General features: G+C 64.0%; 17 protein-coding genes and 1 pseudogene. 16 read left to right on the top strand and 2 right to left on the bottom strand.

Annotation, left to right across the window (positions count from 1 at the left end; translation table 11 throughout):
- Positions 1–252: 252 nt before the first annotated feature.
- The 13 genes and pseudogenes from glyA (at position 253) to AC0L15_RS18605 (ending at position 11,227) form a co-directional block, all read left to right on the top strand.
- Positions 253–1,566, top strand: a complete 1,314-nt coding sequence (gene glyA / locus AC0L15_RS18665; protein ID WP_128246712.1) for a serine hydroxymethyltransferase — start codon at positions 253–255, stop codon at positions 1,564–1,566.
- 81 nt (positions 1,567–1,647) lie between these two features.
- On the top strand, positions 1,648–2,235 hold the full coding sequence (locus AC0L15_RS18660) for an invasion associated locus B family protein (protein WP_353813075.1): 588 nt from the start codon (positions 1,648–1,650) through the stop codon (positions 2,233–2,235).
- Between the two features lie 134 nt (positions 2,236–2,369).
- Complete coding sequence (gene nrdR / locus AC0L15_RS18655; protein ID WP_023798407.1) at positions 2,370–2,846, top strand: transcriptional regulator NrdR; 477 nt, start codon at positions 2,370–2,372, stop codon at positions 2,844–2,846.
- A 2-nt stretch (positions 2,847–2,848) separates the two neighbouring features.
- Entirely contained in the window at positions 2,849–3,970 is a 1,122-nt protein-coding gene (gene ribD / locus AC0L15_RS18650) for a bifunctional diaminohydroxyphosphoribosylaminopyrimidine deaminase/5-amino-6-(5-phosphoribosylamino)uracil reductase RibD (RefSeq protein ID WP_287247595.1), read from the top strand.
- Positions 3,971–4,088: 118 nt separating this feature from the next.
- The gene (locus AC0L15_RS18645; RefSeq protein WP_287247593.1) at positions 4,089–4,706 is read left to right on the top strand and encodes a riboflavin synthase; all 618 of its coding nucleotides are present in this window, start codon (positions 4,089–4,091) and stop codon (positions 4,704–4,706) included.
- Between the two features lie 38 nt (positions 4,707–4,744).
- Positions 4,745–4,846 (top strand): annotated as a pseudogene (locus tag AC0L15_RS18640) (CopG family transcriptional regulator); the annotation flags it as partial.
- Between the two features lie 111 nt (positions 4,847–4,957).
- On the top strand, positions 4,958–5,452 hold the full coding sequence (gene ribH / locus AC0L15_RS18635) for a 6,7-dimethyl-8-ribityllumazine synthase (protein ID WP_287247592.1): 495 nt from the start codon (positions 4,958–4,960) through the stop codon (positions 5,450–5,452).
- Positions 5,449–5,949 (top strand): transcription antitermination factor NusB, encoded by a 501-nt coding sequence (gene nusB / locus AC0L15_RS18630; protein ID WP_023798402.1) that lies wholly within the window; start codon positions 5,449–5,451, stop codon positions 5,947–5,949. Before ribH ends, nusB begins: the two co-directional genes overlap by 4 nt.
- Complete coding sequence (locus AC0L15_RS18625) at positions 5,946–7,163, top strand: MFS transporter (RefSeq protein ID WP_473496724.1); 1,218 nt, start codon at positions 5,946–5,948, stop codon at positions 7,161–7,163. The genes nusB and AC0L15_RS18625 overlap by 4 nt, the downstream gene beginning before the upstream one ends.
- Before the next feature lie 251 nt (positions 7,164–7,414).
- The gene (gene osmF, locus AC0L15_RS18620; protein ID WP_473496722.1) at positions 7,415–8,326 is read left to right on the top strand and encodes a glycine betaine ABC transporter substrate-binding protein OsmF; all 912 of its coding nucleotides are present in this window, start codon (positions 7,415–7,417) and stop codon (positions 8,324–8,326) included.
- A gap of 38 nt (positions 8,327–8,364) precedes the next feature.
- Positions 8,365–9,531, top strand: a complete 1,167-nt coding sequence (locus AC0L15_RS18615) for an ABC transporter permease (RefSeq protein ID WP_287247589.1) — start codon at positions 8,365–8,367, stop codon at positions 9,529–9,531.
- On the top strand, positions 9,528–10,466 hold the full coding sequence (locus tag AC0L15_RS18610; protein WP_287247587.1) for an ABC transporter ATP-binding protein: 939 nt from the start codon (positions 9,528–9,530) through the stop codon (positions 10,464–10,466). Before AC0L15_RS18615 ends, AC0L15_RS18610 begins: the two co-directional genes overlap by 4 nt.
- A complete protein-coding gene (locus tag AC0L15_RS18605; protein WP_287247586.1) occupies positions 10,463–11,227 on the top strand; it encodes an ABC transporter permease in 765 nt (254 codons plus the stop codon). The genes AC0L15_RS18610 and AC0L15_RS18605 overlap by 4 nt, the downstream gene beginning before the upstream one ends.
- A 172-nt stretch (positions 11,228–11,399) precedes the next feature.
- On the opposite strand, the gene AC0L15_RS18600 is transcribed toward AC0L15_RS18605, so the two are convergent.
- Positions 11,400–11,600, bottom strand: a complete 201-nt coding sequence (locus tag AC0L15_RS18600) for a type II toxin-antitoxin system HicB family antitoxin (RefSeq protein ID WP_287247584.1) — start codon at positions 11,598–11,600, stop codon at positions 11,400–11,402.
- A 110-nt stretch (positions 11,601–11,710) separates the two neighbouring features.
- Here AC0L15_RS18600 and AC0L15_RS18595 point away from each other — a divergent pair, with 110 nt between their 5' ends.
- Together AC0L15_RS18595 and AC0L15_RS18590 are read left to right on the top strand one after the other, a co-directional pair.
- Positions 11,711–11,824 carry a DUF2165 family protein gene (locus AC0L15_RS18595; protein ID WP_287181899.1) on the top strand — a complete coding sequence of 38 codons (114 nt, stop codon included), beginning with the start codon at positions 11,711–11,713 and terminating at the stop codon, positions 11,822–11,824.
- 251 nt (positions 11,825–12,075) lie between these two features.
- Positions 12,076–14,217 carry a sodium-translocating pyrophosphatase gene (locus AC0L15_RS18590; protein WP_128169988.1) on the top strand — a complete coding sequence of 714 codons (2,142 nt, stop codon included), beginning with the start codon at positions 12,076–12,078 and terminating at the stop codon, positions 14,215–14,217.
- Between the two features lie 292 nt (positions 14,218–14,509).
- On the opposite strand, the gene AC0L15_RS18585 is transcribed toward AC0L15_RS18590, so the two are convergent.
- The gene (locus AC0L15_RS18585; protein WP_473496718.1) at positions 14,510–15,052 is read right to left on the bottom strand and encodes an outer membrane protein assembly factor BamE; all 543 of its coding nucleotides are present in this window, start codon (positions 15,050–15,052) and stop codon (positions 14,510–14,512) included.
- A 114-nt stretch (positions 15,053–15,166) separates the two neighbouring features.
- Between AC0L15_RS18585 and AC0L15_RS18580 the strand changes: the two genes are divergently transcribed.
- Positions 15,167–15,709, top strand: coding sequence for a ubiquinol-cytochrome C chaperone family protein (locus AC0L15_RS18580; protein WP_287247582.1), 543 nt, complete (start codon positions 15,167–15,169; stop codon positions 15,707–15,709).
- Positions 15,710–15,733: the final 24 nt, after the last annotated feature.

The following is a 15,733-nucleotide window of genomic DNA, read 5'->3' as shown; positions in this document are numbered from 1 at the left end:
CGCCAGGCATGGCGCGTGGTGCGCAAGCACCGTTTGGCCGGGATGGTAGCCGCAATGACTTGGAGGTGAAAGTCCTCTGCTGGCCCTGGTGGCGTCGCGAAGCCTTGCTGAACGGCCGGCAGGCGAGGAAATAGGTAGCTCTTCGCCTCGCTGCCGCAATCCGACCAGCAAATTTCGCGCCGCAAACGTGGCGGGGCGAAAGCAACTGTGTTAATGGCGCGGCAGACCCCCCGGACGACAAGGATCTCAAGCATGGCAACAGCAGCGGCAGTGTCGAACAAATTCGAATCCTTCTTCGAAACCACGCTTGCCGATGCCGATCCGGAGATTTTCGGCGCGATCCGCAACGAACTCGGCCGCCAGCGCCACGAGATCGAGCTGATCGCTTCGGAAAACATCGTCTCCCGCGCCGTGCTGGAAGCGCAGGGGTCGGTCATGACCAACAAATACGCCGAAGGCTATCCCGGCAAGCGCTACTATGGCGGCTGCCAGTTCGTCGACGTGGCCGAGGAACTGGCCATCGAACGCGCCAAAAAGCTGTTCGGCTGCAACTTCGCCAATGTCCAGCCGAATTCCGGCAGCCAGATGAACCAGGCGGTGTTTTTGGCGCTGCTGCAGCCCGGCGACACCTTCATGGGGCTCGACCTCAATTCCGGTGGCCACCTGACGCACGGTTCGCCGGTCAACATGAGCGGCAAATGGTTCAAGGTCGTTTCCTACGGCGTGCGCAGGGACGATCACCTGCTCGACATGGACGCGATCGAGAAGACCGCCCACGAGACCAGGCCGAAGCTGATCCTGGCCGGCGGCACTGCCTATTCGCGCGTCTGGGACTGGAAGCGTTTTCGCGAGATCGCCGACTCGATCGGCGCCTATCTGATGGTCGACATGGCCCACATCGCCGGCCTGGTCGCCGGCGGCGTGCATCCGTCGCCGCTGCCATACGCCCATGTGGTCACCACCACCACGCACAAGTCGCTGCGTGGCCCGCGCGGCGGCATGATCCTGTGCAATGACGAGGACATCGCCAAGAAGATGAACTCGGCGGTGTTTCCAGGCCTGCAGGGTGGTCCGCTGATGCATGTCATCGCCGCCAAGGCGGTGGCCTTCGGCGAAGCGCTGAAGCCAAGCTTCAAGATCTATGCCGAGGGCGTTGCCGCCAATGCCAAGGCGCTGGCCTCCAGCCTGCAGGAAACCGGCCTCGACATCGTCTCCGGTGGCACCGACAACCATCTGATGCTGGTTGACCTCAGGCCGAAGAACGCCACCGGCAAGCGTGCCGAGGCAGCGCTTGGCCGCGCCAACATCACCTGCAACAAGAACGGCATCCCTTTCGATCCCGAAAAGCCGTTCGTCACCTCGGGCGTGCGCCTCGGCACGCCGGCCGGCACCACGCGCGGTTTCGGCCAGGCCGAGTTCCGCGAGATCGGCAAGCTGATCGCCGAGGTGCTGGACGGGCTCAAGGCCGCGAATTCCGATGAGGGCAATGCAGCCGTCGAAGCCGCGGTGAAGGCGAAGGTGGCCGCGTTGACGGATCGTTTTCCGCTCTATCCCTATCTCGGTTGAGCTCACGCAAAGTGTCGTCCCTTATCGGCGGACGAGAAGCACTTTTTCAGCGGGGACGGAGTCCGGACAGGAGCCTTGACGATGATGCAGATTTTCGGTGTCGCTGGCTTGGGCACGCTTGGCGTGCTGGTCACATTGACCAGCTTGCCGTCCGTAGCCCGGGCACAGTCTGCGCCCATCCCAGCCGCACCGAAGACCGAAACCTTCGGCAACTGGTCCACCACTGTGGACGAGATCGATACCGGTGGGGATCTGCGCAAAACCTGCGTCGCCTCGACCGCCTTTCTCGATGCGAGCGGTACCAGCGGCACGCTCACGCTTGTCATCTCGAACGGTGATGCACTGCCGCCCAATGGCTATCCGACCCTCGTCATCGCCATGAAGAACAAGGACTTGCCGACTGGCGAGAACATTCCGGCGGTGTTCGGCGATGGCAACGGCAAGGTCAAGGCGACCGTCGATGCCATGGCCGGTGCCGGCGGAAAATGGATGTTGAACAACAAGCCCGAGATCAGCCTGGCGCTGCTGCGTGCCATGCGCCGCGCCAGCGCGCTCGATGTCATATTCGCCGACACGCCGGTCGCGACCGTATCGATGGACGGCTTCACCAAGGCCTATCGCAGCCTCGGCGTGTCATGTGGGTTCCCGACTGATGACGTCGCGCCGTAATCGGCCGGTATTGCCGTTGATGCTGGCAATTTTCCTCGCCCCTCGCTATCTCTGAGGCGCGACCGATACTTTGCCATCGCGGCAAAAACCTCTAAGCCTTTCGCTCCACGAGATTCGCGAACACAAGGCTGCTCATGCGCTGTCCCTACTGCCAGTCCGAAGATACGCAGGTGAAGGATTCGCGCCCCGCCGAAGACGGCGCGGCGATCCGCAGGCGGCGCGTCTGCCCCGATTGCGGCGGCCGCTTCACCACCTTCGAACGGGTGCAGTTGCGCGACCTCGTTGTGGTGAAGAAGTCCGGACGCAAGGTGCCGTTCGACCGCGACAAGCTGCTGCGCTCGGTCGAGATCGCCGTGCGCAAGCGCAATGTCGATCCCGAGCGCATCGACCGCGCGGTGACCGGCATCGTGCGCCAGCTCGAAAGCTCCGGCGAGACCGAGGTCGCCTCGGGCGAGGTCGGCCGCCTGGTGATGGAGGCACTGAAGTCGCTCGACGACGTCGCCTATGTGCGCTTCGCCTCCGTCTATCGCAATTTCCGCGAGGCCAAGGATTTTCACGACGTGCTGGGTGAGCTTAAAGGTGACGAGCTCAAGGAAGAGGACGCCGGCTGAGCATGGCAAGGCGCAGCCAAGCCGAGCAAGAGGTTCTTGATCGCCGCTTCATGGCGGCGGCACTGAGGCTGTCGCGGAAAAACGCCGGGCGGACCTCGACCAACCCTTCCGTCGGCACGCTGATCGTGCGCGACGACGGCGCCGGGCCGATGATCGTCGGCACCGGCGTCACCGCTGTCGGCGGCCGGCCGCATGCCGAGACCGAGGCGCTGGCCGAGGCCGGCGAACTCGCACGCGGCGCCACCGCCTATGTCACACTGGAGCCCTGCGCCCACCATGGCCGCACCCCGCCTTGCGCCAGCGCATTGGTCAATGCCGGCGTCGCGCGGGTGGTTGGAGCTGCGAGCGACCCCGATCCACGCGTGTCCGGCAACGGCTATGCGATCCTGCGTGTCGCCGGTGTCGAGGTGGTCGAAAAGGTGCTCGTGGCAGAAGCCGCCGAGCAGATGGCCGGCTATCTCATTCGATCTCTGAAAAAACGTCCGGAAGTGATCCTGAAACTTGCGCTTTCCAGCGACGGCAAGATCGGCGTGGAAGGCGCGGGGCAGGTCTCGATCACCGGCGACATCGCCCGGCGCGAAGTCTATCTGATGCGCGCCGAAGCCGACGGCGTACTGATCGGCATCGGCACGGCGCTGGAGGACGATCCGGCGCTGACGGTGCGGTTGCCGGGGCTGGAGAACCGCTCGCCGGCGCGCATTGTGCTCGACCGCCAGATCAGGCTGCCGGAGACGTCGAAACTGATAGCCGGCGTCGACCGGGTTCCGCTTTACGTCGCCGCCTGTGCCGAAGCCGACCCGCATCGGCGCGCCGCGCTCGAACGCGCCGGCGTGCGCTTCATCGGCACTGAGACGTATGAAGGCGATATTGCGCTGCCGGAGTTGCTCGAGGATCTGGCCGCACTCGGCATGGCGAGCGTGCTGGTCGAGGGCGGCGCCAAGGTGGCCAAGGCCTTCCTCGCCGAAGGGCTGGTCGACCGCATCGTGCTGTTCCAGGGGCAGGAGCCAATCGGCAAGCGCGGCATTGCATCGCCCATCGACGCCGATCATATCCCGGCAGGATTTCGCAAATTGCGCGACATGCGTTTCGGCGAAGACAGCTACGCCGAGTGGATAAGACCATGATCCCAAAAAGTGGGAACCGATATTTGGACAAGAACATGGTCAAACTGAAAGACATGATCCCGAAAAGTGGGAACCGGTTTTCGGAAAAGATCATGGCCAACCAAGAAGACAGGATCTGATGTTTACCGGGATTGTCACCGATGTCGGCACCGTCGCTGCCGTCAAGCCGCTGAGAGAGGGCGTCGGCTTGCGCATCGACACCGCCTATGACCCGCAGACGATCGCCATTGGGGCTTCGATTTCTTGCAGCGGCGTCTGCCTGACGGTGACGGCGCTGCCGGAAAGCGGCGCCAACGCGCGCTGGTTCGAGGTCGAGGCCTGGGAAGAGGCACTCAGGCTGACGACGGCCATGGGCTGGAAATCCGGCACCAGGATCAATCTGGAGCGGGCGCTGAAGATCGGCGACGAACTCGGTGGCCACATCGTTTCAGGCCATGTCGACGGCATCGCCGAGATCGTTGCGCGCAAGGAGGAGGGCGATGCCGTGCGCTTTACGCTGGAAGCGCCGCGCGATCTGGCCAAGTTCATCGCACCCAAGGGTTCCGTCGCGCTCGACGGCACCTCGCTCACCGTCAACAAGGTCGACGGCACGCGCTTCGACGTGCTCTTGATCCATCACTCGCTGACCGTGACCACCTGGGGCGAACGCCAGGTCGGCGACCGCGTCAATCTGGAGATCGACACCATGGCCCGCTACGCGGCCCGCCTGGCCGAGGCCGCGAAAGAGGGGCTTTGATGGTTAAAGGCAGAGGAACTTCCAATAAGCAAGAACAGCTGACTCGCGAAGCGTTGGCCGACGTGGATACAGGTCTTGTGATTGATCACAGCATCGTACAGGCCTGGGCTTTGAGCCTCGATACCGATTATCCGCTTTAGGCGCCGCACTGGGAAACGGAATAGTTCGGCAGACCTCGCGCATCTCCGCCAATCTTCTGCTTGCGATCAAACCGGCTTCGGCCTAAGTCACCGGCGATCCCGGAGACATCTATGGCTGGCACATCCCAACACGGCAAAGCGTTCATTCGCCCGAAGAAGAAGGCCCACCTTCTTGTCATCGAGGCACGCTTCCATGACGACCTTGCCGACGCGCTGCTCGAAGGCGCGACAAGCGCGCTCGAGGAAGCGGGCGCGACATACGACGTCGTCACCGTTCCGGGCTCCCTCGAAATTCCCGCGGTGATTTCCTTCGCCCTCGACGGCGCCGCCGAAGGCGGGCCGAGCTATGACGGCTTTGTCGCCCTCGGCACCATCGTGCGCGGCGACACCTATCATTTCGACATCGTCGCCAATGAATCGAGTCGTGCCCTGATGGACCTGTCCATCCAGGAAGCGGTCTGCATCGGCAACGGCATCCTGACCACCGAAAATGACGAGCAGGCCTGGACGCGGGCCAGGCGTTCGGAAGGCGACAAGGGCGGCTTTGCCGCGCGTGCGGCGCTGACCATGATTGCCCTCAAGCAACAGTTGGGAGAGCGATCGTGAGCGAACCCGCATCGCCCGGCCAGCCCGCGGTGCGCCACGCCAACAAGCGCGGTGCAGCCCGTCTGGCCGCCGTGCAGGCGCTCTACCAGATGGACGTGGCCGGCAGCGGCGTCTTCGAGATCACCGCCGAATACGAGGCGTTCAGGCTCGGCAAGGAAGTCGACGGCGCGCTCTATCGCGAGGCCGACGCGCAATGGTTTCGCGCCATCCTCGCCGGCGTCGTCGAGAACCAGAAGACCATCGATCCGATCATCCGCCAGGCGCTGACCGAGGACTGGCCGTTGTCCAGGCTCGATTCGACGCTGCGCGCCATATTGCGCGCCGGCGTCTACGAGCTGATGAAGCGCGAGGACGTGCCGGTGGCTGTCATCGTTTCGGAATATGTCGATATCGCCAAGGCGTTTTACGAAGAAGACGAGCCGAAGCTGGTCAACGCGGTGCTCGATCGCGTGTCTCGCCGGGTGCGCGGCGAAGGGCGTGGCAAGGACGCGTCATGACGGCCGTCGCTATCGCCGAGGCCGGCAGGGAAGCGCGCCGCACGGCGCTCATCCTTGCCGCTTCGCAGGCGATCATCGGCTCGGCCGCACCTATCGCCATTTCCGTGGGTGGATTGGCCGGATATTATCTGCTCGGCTCCGACAAGTCGCTGGCGACGGCGCCGATCACCGGCTTCAACGTCGGCGTGGCGCTCGGCGCCCTGCCGGGCGCAGCCATCATCCGCCGGCTCGGCCAGCGCGATGGCTTCATGACCGGCACGATCGTCACTGCGCTCGGCGGTCTGGTCGCCACGCTGGCGCTATTTTACGCCAGCTTCTGGCTGTTCGCCTTCGGCCTGCTGGTGATCGGCATCGGCGGCGCCTTCGTCCAGCAATTCCGCTTCGCCGCCGCCGACAACGCACCAGCTGAATTCAAGGCGCGCGCCATCTCCTTCGTGCTGGCCGGCGGCATCGTCACCGCCATCCTTGGGCCGCAGATCGTCATCTTCACCCGCGAATTGTTTGCGCCGGTGATGTTTGCCGGCTCGTTTGCCGCCATCCTGGTGCTGGCGGCGGTCGGCGCTGCCATCCTGTCGTTGCTGCGCATCCCGGCCAAGGCGACGGGCAAAGCAGAAATCGCCGACAGCGACGCGCGGCCGCTCGCCGAGATCGTCACCAGGCCGCGTTTCGTTGCGGCGCTGTTTTGCGCTGTCGGCAGCTATGCGCTGATGAGCTTCGTCATGACCGGCGCGCCGCTCGCCATGGTCGGCTGCGGCCTGTCGACGGACGACGCCACACTCGGCATTTCCTGGCATGTGATGGCGATGTTCGCGCCGAGCTTCTTCACCGGCTCGCTTATCTACCGCTTCGGCGCCGAACGGATTGTCGCAACCGGCCTTGTGCTGCTGATCGGCTGCGCCGTGGTAGCGCTGTCGGGCCTGGCGCTGTGGCAGTTCTGGACGGCGCTGATCCTGCTCGGCCTTGGCTGGAATTTCGGCTTCATCGGCGCCACCGCCATGGTCGCCGACAGCTACCGGCCATCGGAAAAGGCCAAGGTCCAGGGTTTTCACGACTTCGTCCTGTTCGGCTCCGTCGCCTTCGCCTCGCTGATGTCGGGCGCGGTCTACAACGCCTGGGGCTGGGAGATGCTGAACTGGATCATCTTCCCGGTGACGGTGCTGTGCTTCGTGGCGCTGGGCGTGCTGAAGATGACCGCACGGCCGACCAGCGCATAACCCCGAACCGAAGGTTCGGAAAGGATCATGCCCAAAATCAAAGTGCTACAGCGTCCTTTGCGTGTCCAAACGGACGCGACGCGCTTTAGTGACATGACGCTGTCGGGATCAGACAGCAGCGGATTCACCCGCATCCGAACAAAATTATTGCCCCCATCCCCCTTCTTATGAAACCGTGTGCCCCGACGGGGCATTGAAGCCATGCTCATATGCGGCAGCCGCAGTCCGGTTCTCAGCGAGGGATTTGTGAAATGTTTTCAGTCAAGGTTCTGGCCGGCGCGGCACTGGCGCTCGGCATCACCGCAGCCTCGGCGAGCGCTCAGGTGGTCGTGTCGTCGAAGATAGACACCGAAGGCGGCGTGCTCGGCAACATCATCCAGCTGGTGCTGAACGCCAACAACATCCAGACCACCGACCGCATCCAGCTCGGCGGCACTCCTGTGGTGCGCAAGGCGATCACCGCCGGCGAGATCGACATCTATCCGGAATACACCGGCAATGCCGCCTTCTTCTTCGAAAAGGCCGACGATCCGGTGTGGAAGGATACCGCCAAGGGCTATGAAACGGCCAAGAAGCTCGACTACGACGCCAACAAGATCGTCTGGCTGTCGCCGTTGCCGGCCAACAACACCTGGGCGATTGCGCTGCGCAAGGATGTCGCCGAGACCAACAAGCTGGCGACGCTGTCCGACTTCGGCAAATATGTCTCCGGCGGCGGCCAGGTGGTGCTGGCGGCCTCGGCCGAATTCGTCAATTCGGCTGCCGCGCTGCCGGCTTTCCAGACCACCTATGGCTTCACGCTTAAGCCGGACCAGCTGATCACGCTCTCCGGCGGCGACACGGCGGCGACCATCGCCGCTGCGGCCAACCAGACCAACGGCGCCAACGCCGCCATGGTCTACGGCACCGACGGCGGCATCTCGCCGTCCGGCCTGGTCGTGCTCGAAGACGACAAGGGCGTGCAGCCGGTCTACCAGCCGGCGCCGATCATCCGCGAGGCGGTGCTGAAGGAGCATCCCGAAATCGAGACGCTGCTGAAGCCGGTCTTCGCCAAGCTCGACCTCGTCACCCTGCAGGAACTGAACGGCCGCGTGCAGGTCGGCGGCGAGCCGGTCAAGGGCGTCGCCGAAGACTTTTTGAAGAAGAACGGGTTTTTGAAGTAGGCCGTTCCTAAAATCGTGACGCCGGTGCGAGGCGCGCCATGACCACCCGCTTCGACAAGCTCGGCGTGGTCATCGCGGCGATCGTTGCCTATGCCGCCTTCGCGGCGCCCTTTGCCACCTTGCGCGCCAATCGCATCGTGCCGGGCGAGGCGCGCTCGATTCTTGAAGCGCTGCCGCCGACGCTGGGGCCGCTGCTGCTTGCAGTCGTCGTCGTTGCGGCGGTCGTCGCCTTGCTGAAAACGCCGCTGGTCCTGCGCCTGGCCGCCAGCGTGGTCGCGCTTGCCGCACTGGCGCTGCTGATCGGCGTCGCCGGCAGCTTCCTGACGCCTGAGGGCAACAGCTTTGCCCGCATCTCGCCGGCTTCGGGTTTCTGGCTGCTCATCTTCGCCTTTACGCTGTTGCTCGCCGATGGGCTGACGAGGCTGAACCTGTCGCCATCGGCGCGGATCGGCGTGCTCGTCGTCGCGGCAGCGGCGATCGGCCTGCTGCTGGTCTCGGGCAGCTGGAACAGTCTGTCGATTCTCAAGGAATACGCCAACCGTGCCGACAGTTTTTGGGCCGAAGGCTCCAAGCATGTGACGCTGGCGTTGGGCTCGCTGGCAGCAGCGGTGCTAGTCGGCCTGCCGCTCGGTATCCTCTGCCACCGCGTCGAAAAATTGCGGGCCGGCGTGCTCAACGTGCTGAACATCATCCAGACCATTCCCTCGATCGCGCTGTTCGGCCTGTTGATCGCGCCGCTCGGCTGGGTCGCCACGCATGTGCCCGGCGCGGCCTCCCTCGGCATTCGCGGCATCGGCACCGCGCCTGCCTTCGTCGCCCTGTTCCTCTATTCGCTGCTGCCGGTGGTGGCCAACACCGTGGTCGGTCTTGCCGGCGTGCCGCGCGCCGCCAACGATGCCGCACGCGGCATGGGCATGACCGAGCGCCAGCGCCTGTTCGGCGTCGAATTTCCACTGGCTTTCCCGGTGATCCTCACCGGCATCCGCATCGTGCTGGTCCAGAACATCGGCCTTGCCACCATTGCCGCGCTGATCGGCGGCGGCGGTTTCGGCGTGTTCGTGTTCCAGGGCGTCGGCCAGACGGCGATGGACCTGGTGCTGCTCGGCGCCGTGCCGACGGTGGCCCTGGCCTTTGCTGCCGCCATCATTCTCGACGCATTGATCGAAATGACCTCCACCAGGCGACGCGAGGCACAACCGGCATGATCGAGATCGAAGGCATTACCAAGCGCTATGACGCGACGACCGTCGTCGACGACGTGTCGATGGTGATCGAGCCGCGCACCATCGCCGTCATCGTCGGCACCTCCGGCTCCGGCAAGACGACGCTGCTGCGCATGATCAACCGGCTGGTCGAGCCGACCGCCGGCGTGATCAGGCTCGACGGCGCCGACAACCGCTCGCTGCCCGGCTACGAACTGCGCCGCAGCATCGGCTACGCCATCCAGGGCCATGGGCTGTTTCCGCATCGCACCGTGGCGCAGAACATCGCCACCGTGCCGGTGCTGCTCGGCTGGGACGCGGCCCGCATCAAGCGCCGTGTCGACGAGTTGATGACGCTCTACCAGCTCGATCCCCAGGGGTTCGGGCCACGCTATCCGCACGAGCTCTCCGGCGGCCAGCAGCAGCGCGTCGGCGTCGCCAGGGCGCTTGCCGCGGCGCCGAATGTGCTGTTGATGGACGAGCCGTTCGGCGCGCTCGACCCGATCATCCGCAACAAGGCGCAGGAGGACCTTCTGGCGATCCAGAAGCGCTTCGGCACCACCATCATCCTCGTCACCCATGACATGGAAGAGGCGGTGCATATGGGCGACAAGATCGCGGTGATGGATGCCGGCAAGCTGGTGCAATATGCCAGGCCCGCCGAGATCCTGGCGAAGCCGGCCAGCGCCTTCGTCGAGACCCTGGTCGGCGCCAGCGAAAAACCGTTCAGGCTGCTGTCGCTCGGCCGGGTGCGCGACGCCGTGGAGACGGGCACCGCCGAAGGCGAGGCGATCCCCGCCGACGCCAGCCAGCGCGATGCGCTGGCCGAACTGTTGTGGTCGGGACGCCCGGCGTTGCCGGTGACAGGCGCGGATGGCAAGCCGCTCGGCCGCGTGACTGTGGATGGGCTGGTGAAACGCGCGGCGAGGCCGGCATGAAAGAGGCCGGTGTAAAAGCCTGGCTTCCGTCACTGCTCAGGCTTGCCCTGGTGGTGCTGCTCATTGCGTTCGTGACCAATCCGGGTTGGTTCGAGCCGCTGCTGAAGCCGCTGACCGAGAGCAACGCGCCGGCAATCTACAACCAGGGCAGCCTGTTGACGCTGACGCTGCTGCATCTGAGGACCGTGCTGATCGCGACGGTGGCGGCAACCATCGTTGCCGTGGCGCTCGCCATCCTGGTCACCCGGCCGGCCGGCGTCGAATTCCTGCCGCTGTCGCGCAGCCTGGTCAATATCGGCCAGACCTTTCCGCCGGTGGCGGTGCTGGCGCTGGCCGTGCCGGCCGTCGGCTTTGGCGAGAAGCCGACACTGATCGCGCTGTTTCTCTATGGCCTGCTGCCGATCTTCGAGAACGCGCTGACCGGGCTGACGACGCTGCCGACCAATGTGGTCGAGGCGGCGCGCGGCGCCGGCATGACCGGCTGGCAAAGGCTGGTCAAGGTCGAGCTGCCGCTCAGCGCGCCGATCATTCTCGGCGGTATCCGGCTTTCGGTGGTCATCAGCCTCGCCACTGCGACGATCGGCTCGACCGTGGCGGCCAGGACGCTCGGCGAGGTGATCATCGCCGGTCTGTTGTCCAACAATCTCGCCTTCGTCCTGCAGGGCGCTCTGATCGTCGCCGCGCTTGCCGTGCTGATCTATGACGGGCTGTCGGCGATCGAGCGCTACACCGCACGCCGCATGGGGCAGGAGGCGGCGTAATTAGCAAAACTCAGATATCGCCTTCGCTCATCTCGGCCAGCGCCAAGAGATGTCGCAAGAGTCCTGTTTTGAGCGGCCTGTTGCCGTGAATCGGGATCGAAGGCGCACGATGCTGCCTTCCTTGCCGTAGATCCGATGACTGGCACGCGCAAGCTCTTGCCGGAAATGGACTTCAAACAGCGATTTCCATGACCCGGCCGGGTTCTGAAGTGAAAGGTAGCGGCTCTACCGAGAGGCAGCCTTCGATTGCTTCACGCAAGTTCTCGACAAGTTCGTCCAAGATTTCACCCTGGGTCGCGCAGCCCGGAATTGCCGGCACTTCGGCCCAGTAGCCACCTTCTTCGGCTTCGTGAATGATCGCCTTGAACTTCATCGGTCATCTCCAACTCGACCCTGAAGATAGGCTGCCCCGCCGATATTTGCAAAATCTGCATGAGCGCTGTCTATCTGCAAGTTCTGCCTGCCTGATCAGGCTCTCGACGGGTGTGGCAGTCCAACGTCTGCAACGGCCAGCAGAAAGCTTTCATGTTCTACATTACCATGCTGGCGGTGCTGATCTTCGCCGTCAGGCTGGACTGCGACCTGCGCAAAGGCTGACAACCGCCAGCCGATTTCAATCGATCTGATCGGGTGGCGGCACTTGCGAGCGTGTTGCCGCCATTGCTTTTGGGCGAAAGCCGAGGCTTTTGGGCGAAAGCCGGGCAAAAACCGAACAATATCTTGACGTTCGCAGCCCTGTTTCGCATAAGCGGATGCGAGGGGAGCGGATTCGGCGCGCGGAATCCGTTCCCCGTCTCAACGGCCCAGGGAGGGGTTCTTTTGGGTCATCAATCGAGGAAAATCCGGCAATGACCATAATTTTAGCTGTCATCGCCTGCGGTCTGCTTTCAGTCCTTTACGCCATCTGGGCGACAAAATCGGTCCTCGCGGCCGATCAGGGCAATGCACGCATGCAGGAAATTTCCGCGGCCATCCGCGAAGGCGCGCAGGCCTATCTGGCGCGCCAGTACACCACCATCGCCATCGTCGGCGTAGTGGTCCTGCTGCTCGCCTGGTGGCTGCTTTCAATCACCGCCGCCATCGGCTTCCTGATCGGCGCCGTTCTGTCGGGCGCCGCCGGCTTCATCGGCATGCACGTCTCGGTGCGCGCCAATGTGCGCACCGCGCAAGCGGCTTCCAACAGCCTCGCAGCCGGCCTCGAGATCGCCTTCAAATCGGGCGCCATCACCGGCATGCTGGTCGCTGGCCTGGCCCTGCTCGGCGTCTCGATCTATTATCTGATCCTCACCCAATTCATTGGCCTCCAGCCCAACGACCGCGTCGTCATCGACTCGCTGGTTTCGCTCGGCTTCGGCGCCTCGCTGATCTCGATCTTCGCCCGTCTCGGCGGCGGCATCTTCACCAAGGGCGCCGACGTCGGCGGCGACCTCGTCGGCAAGGTCGAAGCCGGCATTCCCGAAGACGATCCGCGCAACCCGGCCACCATCGCCGATAATGTCGGCGACAATGTCGGCGACTGCGCCGGCATGGCCGCCGACCTGTTCGAGACCTATGCGGTGACCGTGGTCGCCACCATGGTCCTCGCCGCCATCTTCTTCGGCGGCACCGCCGTTCTCAGCGCCACGATGCTCTATCCGCTGGCCATCTGCGGCGCCTGCATCCTGACCTCCATCGTCGGCACCTTCTTCGTCAAGCTCGGCTCCAACGGCTCGATCATGGGCGCGCTCTATAAGGGCCTGATCGTCACGGGCCTGCTGTCGATCGTCGGCCTCGGCATCGCCACCTCGGCAACCCTGGGCTGGGGCGAAATCGGCACTGTCGCCGGCATGGCCATCACCGGCGCGAACCTGTTCATCTGCGGCCTGATCGGTCTCGCGGTGACGGGCCTCATCGTGGTGATCACCGAATACTACACCGGCACCGACAAACGCCCGGTGAACTCCATCGCCCAGGCTTCGGTCACCGGTCACGGCACCAACGTCATCCAGGGCCTTGCGGTCTCGCTGGAATCGACGGCACTTCCTGCGATCGTCATCGTCGGCGGCATCATATCGACCTATCAGCTCGCCGGCCTCTACGGCACGGCGATCGCAGTCACCACGATGCTCGGCCTTGCCGGCATGATCGTTGCGCTCGACGCCTTCGGCCCGGTCACCGACAATGCCGGCGGCATTGCCGAAATGGCCGGCTTGCCCAAGGAAGTGCGCCAGTCGACCGATGCGCTTGATGCCGTCGGCAACACCACCAAGGCGGTGACCAAGGGTTACGCCATCGGTTCGGCCGGTCTCGGCGCGCTGGTGCTGTTTGCGGCTTACTCCAACGACCTGAAGTTCTTTGCCGCCAATGGCGACAAATACCCTTACTTCCAGGGCATGGGCGACGTCTCTTTCGACCTCTCCAACCCTTACGTCGTTGCCGGTCTGATCTTCGGCGGCCTGATTCCGTATCTGTTCGGCGGCATCGCCATGACGGCTGTCGGCCGTGCGGCGGGCGCCATCGTCGAGGAGGTGCGCAAGCAGTTCCGGGAGGATCCGGGCATCATGGCCGGCACCTCGAAGCCGAACTATGCGCGTGCGGTCGATCTTCTGACCAAGGCGGCGATCCGGGAAATGATCATTCCGTCGCTGCTGCCGGTGCTGGCGCCGCTGGTCGTCTATTTCGGCGTGCTGCTGATCTCGGGCTCGAAGGCGTCCGCCTTTGCAGCACTTGGCGCCTCGCTGCTCGGCGTCATCGTCAACGGCCTGTTCGTCGCCATCTCGATGACCTCTGGCGGCGGCGCCTGGGACAATGCAAAAAAATCGTTCGAGGACGGCTTTACCGACAAGGACGGCGTCAAGCATCTCAAGGGCTCCGAGGCGCACAAGGCCTCGGTGACCGGCGACACGGTCGGCGATCCCTACAAGGACACCGCCGGTCCGGCAGTCAACCCGGCGATCAAGATCACCAACATCGTCGCCCTGCTGCTGCTGGCCGTGCTCGCGCACGGCTGAGGCGGCTTGGCCTTCCGAGGCCGAGATCCACAACCGAACCCGCGGGAGCGATCCCGCGGGTTCGTCTATTTTGGACGTCCAGCATCAGGGAATTGACGCCCGTGACAGTTCCAAAAGCTCGCGTTCAAGTCGTCTGCGGCCCGCAGCCTGCGACAATGTCTTTCTGGCCCAAGACAAAAACCCGCAGAATCGCTCCCGCGGGTTTTCGGTCGCCTGAGATGTTGCTGCTTCCCCTCGAAGTTAAAAGAAGGGAAGCAAAAAAGGGATGAGAAGCCGATTCTGCCGGGATTGATCAGGTGCCGGGCGAGGCGCCGCCGCCGCCGGGGAGGCCGGGCGCCAGCTTGCTGGCGCCACCCATGATCTGGCTGAGGAAGTTCTGGTCCTTGCCGCCGGTTGGCGTGGTCCGCGAGATGAAGTCGAACACCTTGCCGTCCTTCAGGCCGTAATTGGCGATCTGGGTAACGCGCCCGTCCTCGCCGAAATAGACGGCCAGCACCTTCTGGTCGACCAGCCTCGGCTTGTCGAAGGCGACGTAACGCTTGCGCGTCTGTGAGATGTAGTAGAAGGCCTCGTTGTCGAAAGTCGCCTTGGTCGACGGGGTGCCGAGCGCCAGAAGCACCTGTTCGCGGCTCGAGCCGACCGGCACCAGGTCGATCGCCTCCTGGTCGATGACGTAGCCCTGCGTCAGCGTCTCGCTCGGATTGAGATCACCGATCATCTTCGACGAGTTGCAGCCGCAAAGCGCCGAAGCTGCCACCAGCAGCGAGATCGCGCCGGCGGATCTCGGAAAAGCGGACCTGGGCAGAAAAGTCGACTTGATTTTCAGCGCGCGCAACTACAACTCCATTAGCTGGCCGCAACTTGCGCTGGGCCGCAAAACCGGTAAACCAGCTTGCTCGCCGATGCAACAAGGCCAATTCAACAAACGGTCCCCGGGAGACCACCCTCAATGTTCCAGCGCCTTTTTGGTCGCGAACGTCACGCCAACCGCGCTATCACCGAGGCGCTTTACGCACAAATCGTGGCAGCGGCGCGGCAAACCGTGTTTTATTCCGACTGGGATGTCCCGGACACGCCGCTTGGCCGCTTCGAGATGCTGTCGCTGCACATGTTCCTGTTCCAGCACCGGCTGCGCGGCGAGGGTAGTGTTGCCGGGGAGGTCGCGCAGGTGCTGATCGACGAGTTCTTCATGGATGTCGAGCATTCGCTGCGCGAACTCGGCATCGGCGACGTCGGCGTGCCGAAGCGCATGAAGAAACTGGCGAAAATGTTTTATGGCCGCACCGCCGCCTATGACGAAGCGCTGGAACGAAACGACCATGACGCACTCGTCGCGGCGCTTGCCCGCAATGTCAGGCCCGATGCCGGCACCTGGCCGCAGGCGATGCATCTGGCCGGCTACGTCGCCGATGTCTCCAGGCGACTCGCGGAACAGCCGACCGAATCGATTGTTTCCGGCGCTGTGGCATTCCCCGCGGCCAAACCTATTTAAGAAAACAAGCCTATTTAAAGGAAA

It is taken from the genome of Mesorhizobium sp. WSM4846, from assembly GCF_055811415.1.
Note: the sequence above shows the minus strand (reverse complement) of the source record. Positions and strands in the feature narration are given on the sequence as shown.